Annotated in this window: 10 protein-coding genes and 2 pseudogenes; 1 reads left to right on the top strand and 11 read right to left on the bottom strand. The window is 69.1% G+C overall.

Translation table 11 applies throughout. From position 1 onward, the window contains the following. Positions 1-54 precede the first annotated feature (54 nt). The 10 genes and pseudogenes from ACGFX9_RS27575 to ACGFX9_RS27530 all read right to left on the bottom strand — a co-directional run bounded on the left by ACGFX9_RS27575 (position 55) and on the right by ACGFX9_RS27530 (position 12,557). Positions 55-3,084 (bottom strand): family 16 glycoside hydrolase, encoded by a 3,030-nt coding sequence (locus tag ACGFX9_RS27575; RefSeq protein WP_393477450.1) that lies wholly within the window; start codon positions 3,082-3,084, stop codon positions 55-57. Positions 3,085-3,222: 138 nt separating this feature from the next. After that, entirely contained in the window at positions 3,223-4,398 is a 1,176-nt protein-coding gene (locus ACGFX9_RS27570; protein ID WP_393477447.1) for a serine hydrolase domain-containing protein, read from the bottom strand. Positions 4,399-4,542: 144 nt separating this feature from the next. Then, positions 4,543-5,571 (bottom strand): annotated as a pseudogene (locus tag ACGFX9_RS27565) (ATP-binding cassette domain-containing protein); the annotation flags it as partial. 97 nt (positions 5,572-5,668) lie between these two features. Further along, positions 5,669-6,419 (bottom strand): annotated as a pseudogene (locus ACGFX9_RS27560) (SDR family NAD(P)-dependent oxidoreductase). After that, positions 6,416-7,387: a fumarylacetoacetate hydrolase family protein gene (locus ACGFX9_RS27555; RefSeq protein WP_393477445.1), complete on the bottom strand. Its 972-nt coding sequence runs from the start codon at positions 7,385-7,387 to the stop codon at positions 6,416-6,418. The pseudogene ACGFX9_RS27560 and the gene ACGFX9_RS27555 overlap by 4 nt, the downstream one beginning before the upstream one ends. 36 nt (positions 7,388-7,423) lie before the next feature. Then, positions 7,424-8,362 (bottom strand): VOC family protein, encoded by a 939-nt coding sequence (locus ACGFX9_RS27550; RefSeq protein WP_393477442.1) that lies wholly within the window; start codon positions 8,360-8,362, stop codon positions 7,424-7,426. A 13-nt stretch (positions 8,363-8,375) separates the two neighbouring features. Next, a complete protein-coding gene (locus ACGFX9_RS27545) occupies positions 8,376-9,389 on the bottom strand; it encodes an amidohydrolase family protein (RefSeq protein WP_393477439.1) in 1,014 nt (337 codons plus the stop codon). Next, positions 9,386-10,516 (bottom strand): FAD-dependent oxidoreductase, encoded by a 1,131-nt coding sequence (locus ACGFX9_RS27540; protein ID WP_393477437.1) that lies wholly within the window; start codon positions 10,514-10,516, stop codon positions 9,386-9,388. Before ACGFX9_RS27540 ends, ACGFX9_RS27545 begins: the two co-directional genes overlap by 4 nt. Positions 10,517-10,572: 56 nt before the next feature. Then, entirely contained in the window at positions 10,573-11,535 is a 963-nt protein-coding gene (locus ACGFX9_RS27535) for a cyclase family protein (RefSeq protein WP_393477579.1), read from the bottom strand. 20 nt (positions 11,536-11,555) lie between these two features. Continuing rightward, the gene (locus ACGFX9_RS27530) at positions 11,556-12,557 is read right to left on the bottom strand and encodes a fumarylacetoacetate hydrolase family protein (RefSeq protein ID WP_393477434.1); all 1,002 of its coding nucleotides are present in this window, start codon (positions 12,555-12,557) and stop codon (positions 11,556-11,558) included. Positions 12,558-12,691: 134 nt separating this feature from the next. Here ACGFX9_RS27530 and ACGFX9_RS27525 point away from each other — a divergent pair, with 134 nt between their 5' ends. Then, the gene (locus tag ACGFX9_RS27525) at positions 12,692-13,597 is read left to right on the top strand and encodes a LysR family transcriptional regulator (RefSeq protein ID WP_393477431.1); all 906 of its coding nucleotides are present in this window, start codon (positions 12,692-12,694) and stop codon (positions 13,595-13,597) included. Positions 13,598-13,634: 37 nt separating this feature from the next. Here ACGFX9_RS27525 and ACGFX9_RS27520 read toward each other — a convergent pair whose 3' ends face one another. After that, entirely contained in the window at positions 13,635-13,820 is a 186-nt protein-coding gene (locus ACGFX9_RS27520; RefSeq protein WP_393477428.1) for a hypothetical protein, read from the bottom strand. Positions 13,821-13,871: the final 51 nt, after the last annotated feature.

Below are 13,871 nucleotides of genomic sequence, written 5' to 3'. Positions count from 1 at the left end.
GTGAGCCCAGGAGCCCAGGAGCCCAGGAGCCCATGAGCCGCCGACAGGGACCGGTCAGGACAGTGGTTCCACCCACACGTCGCGGAAGCGCACCTTGTTCCCGTGGTCCTGCAGCCGGATCGCTCCGGCCGCCGCCGACTCCGGGTCGCCCGCACCCGTCGGGCCGTCCACGGCCACGTTGTCGTGGACCTTCTTTCCGTTCCAGACCAACGTGACCCGAGCGTCCGACGTCTTCTTCCCGTCCGCGTCGAAGCGCGCGGCGCGGAAGGTGATGTCGTACGTCTGCCAAGTCTCCGGTGGCTTGGACGCGTTGAGGTCGGCGGCCTTCTTCTGGTAGATCGCCGCCGCCTCGTTGTTCGCGAGCTTCTCCACCCCGTACGAGTCCAGGATCTGCACCTCGTAACGCCCCTGGAGATAGACCCCGCTGTTGCCGCGGTCCTGTCCGGTGACGTCGTCCGGCAGTTTCGGCACCCGGAACTCGACGTGCAGCTTGAAGTCACCGAAGTGCCGCTTCGTCCGCAGATCCCCGCAGCAGACCTCCATCGACTTCTCGGCGGTATGCGGCCATTCGGCGCTACGGCCGTCGGTGTGCTGCCAGGCCGAGGCGATGCTGCCACCGGAGAAGAGGTCGATCCGGGTCCCGGGGCGGCGGACGTCCAGCGCGTCGAGATTGACGTGCCCCGTGTCCCCGGCCCCTACCGCGTACGTGATCGTGTTGCGGCCCTCCCGCAGTTCGAGCCGTTCCGTCTTGGTGGACCAGCGGTTCCACTGGCCCGTCGACGGCAGACTCGTCTGCCTGGCCGCGCCCCCGTTGACGCCGACACTGACTGTCTTGGTGCCGGTGAAGGGGTTCGGGCCGTTGGCGTACCGCAGCCCGACGTCGTACGCGCCCTTCTTCTCCACCTGGACGTCGAAGCTCGCCTTGGCGCCCTCCTCGCCGAAGCCGTCGACGAAGCCCGCGCCGGTGAATCCGGTGTGCTCGATGTCGGTGCCCGCGCTGCCGGACAGGCGTGCCGATTCGGCGTCGTACGTGGTCACCGGCTCGGTCGGTCCCGGCTTGGCGTTGAGCGTGTACCAGGCCTCCGTGGACCAGAGTTGCTCGCCGGAAGAGGAGGAGAACGGGCGCGGCGAGCGGATGTGCACGACGCGGTCGGCCTTGAGACCCGGGATGGTGAGCTTCACCTTGCGGCGGTCGTCGGAGAGCTTCGCCGACGTGACCGGCAGCGACTCCTCATCGACCTTCGGGCCGCCGTAGGCCGGGGTCGGCGCGTAGCGCCACTGCTCAACGGAGTACGCGCCCTTGGCCAGCTTGGCGGCGGTCTCCTCCGACAGGGGCTTGGTGTAGGTGAGTTCGAAACCGTCCCGCGTGACACGCATGGTCTTCATGTCGAAGGCCGTCTTGCCGTTCGGGGTCAGCTTCTGCAGGCCGAAGCGGAGCTTGCCGGCCTGCCCCCAGTTGCCGTCGGCGCCCAGGCCGCCGGTGTAGATCGCGCCGTCGGGCCCTTCGCTGATCCGGGTGATGCCGGATTCGAGCCCCTGCGTGTGCCGGAACACGGCACCCTGGTACTCGCCCTTGACCTTCTCCAGGTCGGCGCGCTGCAGCCCGCCGTAGGTCACGTCGCCGAAGACCATCTGCCCGGCGAACGGGCCCTTCTTCAACTGCATCGGCGTACTGGGGGAGTTGGCGATCTCGTTCTGCGGCAGCCACAGGGCGGGCTTCGTGACGGGCTGATCGTCGAAAGGCCCGTCGGGGTTCATGTGGTGATTGAAGAACCTGTCCTGCTTGACGTGCACCAGCTTCGACGCGGGGAGCCAGCCACCCTGGTTGTCCGCGACGAAGAGATCTCCGGAGGGGCCGCGCCCGATGCCGTTCGGGGTGCGAAGGCCGCCTGCGATGTAACTGACCTTGCCCGTCTTCTTGTTGACCTTGATGGTCGTGCCGCGGTTCTTGGCCGGCTGAGGGTCGGTGGTCGCGCCGCCGTAGTTGATGGCGACGGAGAGGTTCAGATAGAAGTCGCCCTTGTCGTAGAGCAGTCCGAAGGCGAACTCGTGGAAGTTCCCGCCGTACGGCCACTCGGCGATCTTCTTCTTCTCGTCGGTGACGTCGTCGTCGTTGGTGTCGTTCAACTCGGTCAGCTGATGCTTCTCCGACACATACAGCTTGCCGTCCACGTACTTGATGCCCATCGGCTCCTTGAGCCCATCGGCGATCTTCTTGTACGTGACCTTCTCGGGTCCGGTGTCACCGGTGACGTGGTCGAGGAGATACACCTCGCCCTTCGTCTCGTTGCTGCCGCCCCACGTGGAGACCGCGAGCCGGCCGTCGGGCAGCCAGTCCATCGCGGACACCTGCGGCTCGAAGCCCTTCGGGCGCAGGTCCGTCAGCTTGTACCCGGGGTTGACCTCGGTGAGCGGAAGGCCGTCGCCGGGGGTGTCGAGCGCCCCCTCGCACTCCTTGCGGCCGGGTGCGGTGACGCGTACGACATCGGCGTCGGTGCTGAGCACCGAGTTCGGCACGACCTTGAACTCATCCGCCCCCGGCGGCTTCCACTCCAGGGTGACCTGCTGTTCGCCGTCCGCGTCGAAGTGGTCGATGTGCAGCGACTGGTAGCCGGCGTTGAGGGTGATCTCGCCGTCCTTGGGCTCGGCGCCGTGCTTTCCGTCGTGGTCGATGACCTGCTGGTCGCCGACGAAGAGCCGTGAGCCGTCGTCACTGATCAACCGGAAGGTGTACGCGCCCGCCTCGGGCACGTTCAGGTTGCCGATGATCTGCGAGACGAAGTTGTTGCTGAACCCGAAGCCGTCGGTGGACGTCCAGTCGGCGGTCGGGATCAGCTTGTCGACGTTGGGTGTCTGTGCGGGCTTGAGGTCGCACAGCTTGTTCAGCGGGGACTGGATGTCGAACACCCGCAGGGTGACGCCCGGTTCCTGTGGCGGCAGGTCGGCGAACGGCCGCGGATCGTCCTGCGCGCCCATGGCGGGTGTGGCCAACCCGCCGCAGAGGAGAGCGGTGAGCAGCAGACCGGTGGATCTTCGAGCGCTGCGGCGGGTGGGCCGGGATATCGGCTTGGGGCGTGGCTTCACTCTTCCTCCTGCGTGGTTCCGACGGGGTTTACGCAGATTCATGCGGCAAAGCGACGCTCAGCGTAGGGATGGTGTCGGAGCGCGTCCATACTTTGTCCACAGAAAGGAAGAACTGGTGTGCGGAGCCGGAGCAGGGGCTCAGCGGCACAAAGCCTTGTCCACGACACCCGTGACCCGGTCCATGACCGTCTCGTCGGCCGGCTGGCTGGTCACCGCGACGTTGGCGGCGCGCCCGCCGGCGGTGACGCCGCCCCGGGTCTCATAGCCGGTGGTGCTGCCGCCGTGGCCCCAATAGACACCGCCGCACGACAACGGCGTACTCACGAGCCCCAGTCCGTAGCGGGCGCCGTCGGCGAAGGGGGCCCCAGCGGGAACGGTCGTACGCATCTGGGCGAGCTGGGCCGTCGGGAGGAGGCGGCCGGACAGGAGCGCGGTGTAGAACCGGTTGAGGTCGGAGTTGGTGGAGATCATCTGGCCTGCCGCCCAGCCCCAGGAAGGGTCCCACTCCGTGGCGTCGACCACGGGCGCGCCCGCCGAATCCTGGTAGTAGCCGTGGGGGTGGGGCTCTCGGATGGTCACGTCACCACGGGCGGGGAAGTAGGTGTGGCGCAGCCCGACGCGTTTGATGATGCGCTGGTCGATCTCCTTGGCCAAGGGGCGCCGGGTGACCTTCTCGATGAGCAGGCCGGCCAGTACGTAGTTGGTGTTGCTGTACGCCCACTTCTTCCCGGGATCGAAGTCGGCCTTGTGCTTGAGCGCCCGGTCGAGGAGCTCGCGGGGGGCGTAGTAGTGGATGTCGTCGTCGAGATACTTGGTGTAGTTGGGAAGTCCGCTGGTGTGCTGCAGGAGCTGACGGACGGTGATGTGGCGCCCGTCGATGCCGTCGCCGCGTACGAGGCCCGGCAGATAGGTGTCGACATAGGAGTCGAGGCCTATCTTGCCTTCACCGACCAGTTGCAGCACGACCACCGCGGTGAACGCCTTGGTGTTGCTTCCGATCCGCACCTGCCCGTCCGTGGGCACCTTCGCCCCGGTGGCCAGGTCGCCGACCCCCGCGGTGTAGGAACGGGCATGGCCATCAGGGTCGTTGACGCTGGCGAGCGCCGCCGGAAGCCCGTCGGAGTGCACGAGCGCGTCAAGACCCTGCTGGACGGTGTCCGGCCTTTCGGCGGCGGACGCGGCGGGCTGCGCCAGCGCCCCCATGGCCAGGGCGCCGACGACTACCGCGGCAGCGGCAGGGACGGCACCGCGCCGAGCCCCCCGCTGCCGCTGCTGCCCGGAAAGACCGAACCTCTGCCATGCCTGCTGACGCACGAGCCAACTCCTACGGAATCTTGGGAAACCACGGCTTGTGCCGTCGTCCGCTCAGCATGTCCGGCGGTGATCACCCGGGACGATCCTGCTAACCGCCCAGCCGCAGGTAGGGGTAACCCCCGGTTCACCGAGGTGCGAGGACCGTCAGCGGTCCTCGTACGTCCCCTGCTCGATCACCCGGCCCTTGTCCATGACGACAATCCGGTCGGCGAGCCGGGTGTTCTCGAGCTGGTGGGTGACGACGATCGTCATGCGCTCGGCCGCGATCTGCTTGATCTCCGTGATGGCTCGTCCAGGATCAAGAGCGGGGTCCGGCGGTAGAGCGCGCGACCGCACACGAGCCGTTGCCACTGGCCGCCGGAGAGTTCGGCGCCGCCCCACGGCTCCTTGGCGAGGAGGGTGTCGAGCTGCTGGGGCAGTTCCTCGACCGCTTCGCGCGGTGCGTTTCCATACGGCGTCGGGGTCGGCCTGGGCGAGATCGACGCAGTCCCACAGGACGCGGCCCTTGTCGGCCAGGAGGATCCCGGTGAAGAGCTTGGCCAGGGTCGACTTGCCCGAGCCGTTCTCTCCGACGACGGCCAGGATCTCGCCTCGGCGCAGCGTGAGCGACACGCCCGCGACGGCCGGTTCCTCCTTGCCCGGGTAGCGGTACACGGCTTCGTCGAGGCGGATCTCGTCGACGCGTTCCGGGAGGATCAACTCACCGCGTTTGGGAGCCCGTTCACCCGCCATGTCGAGGAACGAGCGCATGTCCGCCAGGTAGAGCGACGTATGGAACATCGCGGCGCCGTGCATGACGGACTGGGAGAGCGCGGCGAGCGTGGTCTGGACGGCGACGACCGCCGTGGCCGCGACCGGCAGGGCGACCCGGCCGGTGGCGGCAAGCCAGGCGAGCGTGGTCCACGTGCCAAATCCGTCCTCACCGTAGGCGGACGACTCCACGCGGCAGACGGCGGCGACCAGCGCGATGTCCGCTTCCGTTATCAGCAGAGGGGTGATCCGCCCGTCGGCGTACGAGGACACGGTGCTGCTGACTCGGCCGATACCCGCGGCCGTGGTCACGACGATCAGGGCGGGAAGCGCCGTGTGCAGGCGTTCGGACACGGTGCCCGAGCCGAGGACGTGGGTCATGGCCTGTGCGGTGAACGCGAGGACGGCGGCGGCTGCGATGCCAAGGGCGTGTTGGGGCGGTCGTGGGCCTACGCCGGATGGCCGAATCGCCGACGTCCGAGGATCCTCGCGCCGTGGGCTGCACTGTGGGCCGCCCCGCTCATGACGGCACGTCACGCAAGGCGTCTGAGATGGACTTGACGCCGCCGTGCGCGGTCATCCCGCCGTCCACCGGGATCTCGGCGCCGGTGATGAACGACGACTCGTCCGACAGCAGGAACACGACCAGCGGGGCGACCTCGTCGACCGTTCCGGTGCGGCCCAAGGGCGTCTCGCGGATGTTGGCCGCACGGAACGCCGGGGCGGCCGAGGCGGTCATGTCGGTCTCGATGTAGCCGGGGTGGATGGTGTTGACGCGGATGCCGAGCGGGCCGAACTCCAGGGCGGCGGTCCGCGACAGGCCTCGCAGGGCCCATTTGCTCGTCGTGTACACGACCGGGTAGTGGCCGGTCAGAGCCGCGGAGGAGCCGAGGTTGACGACGGAGGAGTCCGGTGGCATGAGGGGAGCCAGGTGCTGCATGCCGAGGAGTGGGCCGGTGACGTTGACGGCGTGGACGCGGGCCATCCTGGGGACGTATGTCGCCGACGCGGGCGCGCCACGTGATGCCCGCGTTGTTCACCAGGCCGTGTACGTGACCGTGCAACTCCCGTATTTCTGCGGCCAGTTCCGCCCAGCCGTCCTCGCTGCTGACGTCGAGGCGGCGGACGCCGGGCACCTCGGTGACGTCGGTGGCGATGACGCGGGCGCCCTCGCGGGCCAGCGCCTCGGCCTCCGCCGCTCCCTGGCCGCGGGCCGCTCCGGTGACCACGACGACCTTGCCGAGCAGCCACTGGGCGCGCGGGTCGCTCACGGCCGCTCCCGGTCGCGACGCCGGCCCGCGGGGAGGGGAACCGGATCGGCGCCGGGGACGACGGTGTTGATGAGGGTGCCGATGCCCTCGACCGTGAGGGAGACGGTGTCGCCGGGCCGCAGCGCAGGCGGCGTACGCTCGCCGCGCAGACCCCACAGCTCGGCGAGGCAGCCGCCGTTACCGCACGTGCCCGAGCCCAGGACGTCACCGGGCACGACGCGGGTGCCGCGGGAGGCGTAGGCCGTCATCTCCTCGAAGGTCCAACTCATGTTGGACAGGCGGTCCTTGCCGACGACCTGTCCGTTGACCTCCGCTGTCAGGGCAAGACGCAGAAGGCCTTCGGTGTCCCGGTACGGCTCCAGCTCATCGGCCGTCACGAGGTACGGGCCGAGCGTGGTGGCGGTGTCCTTGCCCTTGCAGGGGCCGAGGCCCACCTTCATCTCCGCCGACTGCAGGTCACGGGCCGACCAGTCGTTGAAGACGGTGTACCCGACGATGTGGTCACGGGCCTGGGCGGGGGTGAGGTCACGGCCCTCGCGGCCGATGACCGCGCCGACCTCGAGCTCGAAGTCCAGGACCGCCGAGCCGGGCGGCATCGGGATGTCGTCCTGGTGCCCGTAGATCGCGTGTGGGTTGGTGAAATAGAAGGTGGGCGCCGCGTACCACTGCTCGGGCACACCGGAGACACCGTCCACCGAGCGCCGCACGCCCTCGACATGCTCCTCGAATGTCACGAAGTCCCGTACCGACGAGGGCTGGAGAGGAGGAAGCAGGCGCACATCGGAGACGTGGGGACCGGCCGGACCGTCGAGCGCCGCCGCGCCCGCGTCGAGCAGCCCGGGCAGACCGCCGGTCTCGGCGAGCAGCACGGTGAGCGAGGAGACGCCCGGCAGCGGAAGGAGCGTGCCGTCGTCCTCCACCACCCCTACCCGGCGGCGATGTTGATGTGCGTACGCGGCGAAACGCATGCTGCGACTCCTGCGGGAGGGGGTGAGGGGGGACGATCAGACCGGCGGGGCGACGAACACACCGCGGTCAGGGTCGTTGAACGACTCCTTGGCGATGAGTTCGTTCATGGCGTTGGCGGTGCCCCACTGGTCGGTGACTTCAGGCCGGGAGAAGTCGTAGACGTGCGGGTGCCAGGTGTCCTCGTCGAGGAGTTCCAACTCCGTCGTGTATTCGACGGTGTTGCCGTGCGGGTCGAGGAAGTACGTGAAGGTGTTGTCCCCGGCCATGTGGCGGCCCGGACCCCAGATCTTCTTGAACCCGGCACGCATCACACGACCCGACCCCCGCATGTACTCATCGAGGCCGCGCATCTCGAACGAGACGTGGTGCAGCGCGGTGTGCGGGCCCTGCGCGATCGCCACGGAGTGGTGCTGGTTGCTGATCCGCATGAAATGCATGACCTCGCCCATGTGCGGCGAGCTGAGCGTGTCGGAGAGGGCGAAGCCGAGGTGCTGCTCGTACCACTGCCGAGTCCGGTTCAGATCAGGGGAGTTGAGGACGACATGGGAGAGCTTGACCGGGATGGCCTCCTTCTCCTCGATCTTGCGGTGCTGCCTGACCTGGACGTCCGCGGAGACCTCGATGGTGCGGCCGTCGACGTCGAAGAACCGGAAGCCGTAGCCGCCGCCCGGGGTGTCGACCTTGCCCGGCTGAGTGATCAGCTGCACCCCTTGGGCCAGTAGACGCTCGGCGAGCGTGTCCACGGCGGCCGGGCTCGCGGCGCCGTAGGAGACGAGGTCGAGCCGCTTCTCCTCGGCCTTGCGCAGTCGGACGACGTACTGCTCGGGTGAGCCCTCCGCGGCGAGGAAGGAGATGCCGGAGTCCTCGGCGACCTTGGTCAGCCCCCAGGTGCCGGCGTAGAAGTCGAGCTGCTTGTCGTAGTCGGGCACGGCGAGGTCGACGTGCCGGAGGTGGGTGAGCAGGCGTCCGCTCATGGCGGGTTCCTCCTTAAGGGCGGGCGATGTTGAGCAGGGCGGTGGCATTGCCGCCGCGTACGGCGTCGACGTCGGCCTCCGGCAGACGAGCGGCGCGCAGGGCACCGACCGGATCCTCGGAGCCCATGTCGAAGGGGAAGTCGGAGCCGAGAAGGACCCGGTCCGCCCCGGCCTCCCTGACCAACTCCCGCAGTACGTGGGGGTCGTGGACGAGGGAGTCGAAGTAGAGGCGCTTGAGATAGCTGCTGGGCAGGTGGGCGCAGCCGGATCCGGCGTCCGGGCGGGTCGTCCAGGCGTGGTCGGCGCGGCCGATGTGCGTGGGCAGATAGCCGCCGCCGTGCGCCGCGATCAGCTTCAGGCCGGGGTGGCGGTCGAGCACACCGGAGAAGATGAGATGGGAGAGCGCGACGGCGTTCTCGGTGGGCTGGCCGACGGTGTTGGACAGATACCACTGGTCGAGGCGCTCGTCGAGCGTGCACCCGAAGGGATGCAGGAACAGGATGGCGCCGGTCTCCTCGGCCCGGGCCCAGAAGGGTTCGTAGGCCGGGTCCGACAATTCACGCCCGGGAGCGTGGCTGGAGATCTCGACCCCCAACAGGCCCTGAGACAGGGCGTGTTCAAGCGCGATTACGGCCAGTTCGGGATGCTGGAGCGGTACGAGGCCGAGCCCGCGCAGTCGATCGGGAGCGGCCGAACAGTGCGCGGCCGTCGCCTCGTTGGCGATCCGGTAGACCTTCTCCGCGGTGCCCTCGTCCGCCCAGTAGTGGTAGTGCGAGGGGGAGGGGCTGACCAGTTGGACGTCCACGCCCTGGGCGTCCATCGCGGCCAGACGCACGGCGGGATCGGTGAGGCGGGGGATGCGCTCGCCGATCATCGGGCCGTTGACGGCGAGGGCGGCGGGCCCGTTCCGGCGCCTGTCGAGGGCCTTCGCCTCGGTGAGAGCGGGCAGCGGGGGCAGAGCGGCGACGAGCTCCTCGACCTCGGGCAGCAGGACGTGCGCGTGTATGTCCACGGTCGGCCAGGTCACGGGAGCTCCTTGAGCATCGTCATGGTGCGGCCCATGAGGCCGGGTACGTCGGCGTCGCGGACCCCGTCGAGCTGCCACTGGCCGATCTGCACGGACGCCTTCACGACCGGACGCACCCGGGCGATGCGGCGTTCGTAGTAGGCCTGGAGCAACGCGTCGTCCCAGGTGTCGGCGCCGGTCAGCAGCTCGGCGAGGACCAGCGCGTCCTCCAGGGAGAGCGCGGCGCCCTGGGCGAGGGTCGGCGGGCAGCAGTGCGCGGCGTCGCCGATCAGGACCACACGGCCGCGGTGCCATGAACCCTCCACCAGCATCCGGTCGAACCAGGTGTAGTTGACCTTCGCCGGGTCCGTGATGTGCGCGGTGATCTCGGGCCAGAAGCCGCCGTAGTGCTTGGCGAGGCGGCTCATCTCGTCGGCGTACGAATCCGCGGGGATGGATGCCCGATCCCGATTGGCCTCGACGACATAGGCGTAGAGCGTGGTGTCGCTGGTGGGGCAGTAGCCGGCGATGTAGGCGGGGCCGCCGTAGGCGAGATCGGTGCGGACCACCCCTTCGGGGCGCGCGGTGGCGATGCGCCAGATGGCCATGCCGGTCGGCTCGGGGCGGTCCGTGATGCCGATCGCGGCGCGGGTCGCGGAGCCGATCCCGTCGGCGCCGATCACCAGGTCGTAGCGGGCCTCGGTGCCGTCGGTGAAGCGGACGTCGACGCCGTCGCCGTCCTGGTGCAGGGACTCGGCCCGTACGCCGAGACGTACGGAGGCGCCGCTCGCGCGGACGGCGTCGATGAGGATCTGCTGGAGCCGGGGACGCCGCATGCCGACGGTGGCGGGCAGGTCGTCGCCGCCGGTGCGGACGTCATCGGCGACGTGCAGCACGGTGCCGTCCGGTGCGGTGATGCCGACCGATCCGAAGCCGAATCCGGACTCCTTCACCCGGTCCCAGACGCCGAGTTCGCGCAGGACACGCAGGGCATTGCCCTGGAGGGTGATGCCGGAGCCGGCGGTGGCATTCCAGTCGTCCCTGGCCTCGACGAGGTCGACGGCGATACCGGCTCTGCGCAGCAGGACCGTCACCGCGTTGCCGCTCGCACCGCCGCCGATCACCAGGACCGTGCGGGGATCTGCCATAGCTTTCATGGTGGTTTCCATGAGGGAGAGCTCCCTTGTTCCGGGTCGCGGTGCGGCTACTTGACGGCGAGCGGGTTCACCGGTGAGCCGACGGCCCCGGTGATGGGCAGGGGCGCGGCGGTGAGCCAGAACTCGTACACGCCGTCGGCCGCGCAGTCGGCGGCGAGCGCGTCGAGATCCCACATCTCGCCGATGAGCAGGCCGATGTTGGGGATGGCGACCTGGTGCAGCGGCTGGAAGGCGTGCTCGAACTCGTTCGGACGGACTTCAAAACCCCAGGTGTCGGTGGCGATCGCGGCGATCTCCGTGCCGTGCAGCCAGCCGGCCGTCGTGAAGGACAAGCCGGGCGCGGGCCCGCCCGCGTACTCGCCCCATCCCTCGCGGCGGGCCCGCGCGAGCCGCCCTGTGCGCACCAGCACGATGTCCCCGCGCCCGATCCGTACGCCGTGCGCCTCGGCGGTGGCGGTCAGATGCTCCTCGGTGATCGCGAACCCGGCGGCCAACTCACCGTCCTGTCCCACCACATGGCCGACATCAAGGAGTACACCGCGTCCGGCGACATCGGCGGCCATGTGCTCGATCCCGGTGACCAGGTCACCGTCGGAGGTGACGGTCCTCGCGGCGTCCCGGCCGTTCCACGCCTTGCCGTGGTCGAAGATGTGACCGAGGCCGTCCCACTGGGTGGAGCACTGCAGCGGCATGGCGACCACGTCGTCGGCGCCACCGAGACCGTGCGGGAAGCCTTGCAGGCCGAGCGCCGCGTCGGTACCGGTGTCGAGCATCGTGTGGACCGGGTTGGTCCGCCGCCGCCAGCCGTTCTGAGGGCCGTCCATGTCGAACCGCTGCGACAGCGAGAAGCTCACACCCCGCCGCACGAGCGCCGCGCCCTCACGACGCTTGTCCTCGGTCAGGAAGTTCAGGGTGCCGACCCGGTCGTCCTCGCCCCAACGACCCCAGTTCGAGAACGACTTGGCTGCCTCCCTGATCGCGCCCTCGGGGTCCGTACGGTCGGGCGCCACCACGCTCCGATTCTCCAAGGTCACGACGTCACCTGCGCCACGCAGCGAGTGCGCTGGGCGCCGAGCCCGGTGATGGAGCCGTCCATGACGTCGCCGTCGCGCAGCAGGCGGCCCCAGTGCATGCCGTTTCCGGCAGGGGAGCCGGTCAACACCAGGTCGCCGGGCAGAAGTTGGGCGCTCTGAGAGGCGTACGCCACCATGCGCGCCACATCGAAGATCATGTCCTTGGTGGACTCGTCCTGCATGGTCTCGCCGTTCAGCTTCAGCGTGAGGTGCAGATCGCCGGGGTCGGCGATCGACTCGGCGGGCACGATCCACGGACCGAGCGGGGTGAAACCGGGGGCGTTCTTGCTGCGCAGCCAGTCGGTGCCGATCTGCGGCATGTCACGCCGGAAGACCGTCGCACGGTCGGTGAGGTCGTTGGCGATCGTGTATCCGGCCACGTACGACAGGGCATCCTCGACCGGTACCTGATGGGCGGGCCGACCGATGACGGCCACCAACTCCAGCTCCCAGTCCGGCTTTTCGGCCCACGCGGGCAGGACGACATCGTCGTACGGACCGGTGATCGCGCTCGGCAGCCCGATGAAGACGTACGGCAGGTCCTGCGCCGCCCGCCGGTCCATGATCTCCGCGGCCTCCGCGCGCCGCTCGGCCTCGGGCCGCTCATCGCCCGGCGCCTTGTGCGCCACATGCAGATCGATCACGTGCTGCCGGTAGTTCGCTCCCGACTGGAACACCTGCCGCGGCTCGACGGGGGCGTGCACCGTGAACCCGGCCAGCGGCCGCCGCTCGACCCCGGAAGCGGTGGCCAGTTCGCGCAGCCGGGGAAGAGTGTCCGTCCATCGGCCGAGGAGGTCGCGCACCGTCAACCCAGGCTCGTTCAGGGCGAGCTGAAGGTCGATCACCTGCTCGTCAGCCGTGATGAGAGCGGGGAAGGGCTGCCTGTCCGGGCCGGACAGCGTGCCGAGCGCGAAAGGGCCGGCGAACAGAGCGGATGCGGGCTGAGGTTTCACGGACATGTCCTCCTGATTGCGGTGTGACCAATCTGGACCCCCGCCCATGGATCAGGGAAATCGATTCTGTGGATGCCAGCTATCTGCACGCTTTATAGTCAATGGTCAGCCGCGTACGACAAGGGAATCCGGGAAGCTCCGTGAATCTGGCCCGCCTCGACCTCAACCTCGTGGTCGCCCTCCGCGCCCTGCTCGAAGAGCGCAACGTCACCCGAGCCGGAGAGCGCGTCGGCATCAGCCAGCCCGCCATGAGTGCGGCGCTCGCCCGGCTGCGCCGCCACTTCGACGACGACCTGCTCGCCCGCGTCGGCGGCCACTACGAACTGACCGCGCTCGGCCAGGTCCTCCTTGACCGCACCGCCACCACCTGCGACCTGCTGGAGCGCCTCTTCGCCAGCCAGGCCGACTTCGACCCGGCCACCGAGAGCCGCGAATTCACGCTCTTGGCATCCGACTACGCCGTGGCCGTATTCGGCACCGAACTCGCCCGCGTCGTCCACGAAGAGGCCCCTGGTATCCGGCTCCGCTTCACCCAGACCCCGACCACCGTCACCGACGACCCGGCCGCCCTGCTCAGCGCGAGCGACGGCCTGTTCATGCCGCACGGCGTCATCAGCGATTTCCCCGCAACCGACCTGTACGACGATCGTTGGGTCTACTTCGTCGCGGACGACCACCCGGAAGTCCGGGACAGCATCACCCACGAGGACCTCGCCCGGCTGCCGTGGGTCACCTACCAGCGGACCTACGACGCACCCGCCGTACGCCAACTGGGCATGCTCGGCATCGAACCGCGCGTCGAAGTCTCCGTCGACAGCTTCCAGCTACTGCCCCCGATGATCGTCGGCACCCGCCGGGTAGGGCTCATCCAGGAACGCCTCGCCCGACGGTTCGCCGCCCACTCGGCCATCCGCATCCTGGAGCCCCCGTACGAAGCGGTGCCGCTGCGCGAGGCCCTGTGGTGGCACCCCGTCCACACCCACGACGCCGCACATATCTGGCTGCGGGAGACGGCTGTGCGGGTGGCCGGGGTCCTTCGGGGCTGAGGGGGGGCGGGGCACGCGGGGCCCGCGAGAGGCACGGTCAGCCGAGCCACCCGTACAGGGCCCAGGCGACGAAAAGCAGCACGACGACGGCCGCAAGGATCACCGAGCCGGTGCCTGTGCGCAGGGAACGCTCCTGCTCGGCTCGCTTCTCCTCGTTGAAAGCCTTCGCATCGGCCTCAGTGCGGGTGCGTACCCATTGGCCGTTCTGCCCCGGATTGAACATCCCGGTTTTCCTCCCGTGTCAACTTCGGTGCGCCTTACCGCTTTTCGCACC

Origin of the sequence: Streptomyces sp. NPDC048436, from assembly GCF_043200355.1 — a bacterium.
Lineage (GTDB): Bacteria > Actinomycetota > Actinomycetes > Streptomycetales > Streptomycetaceae > Streptomyces.
This window is presented reverse-complemented; position numbering and strand designations above follow the sequence as displayed.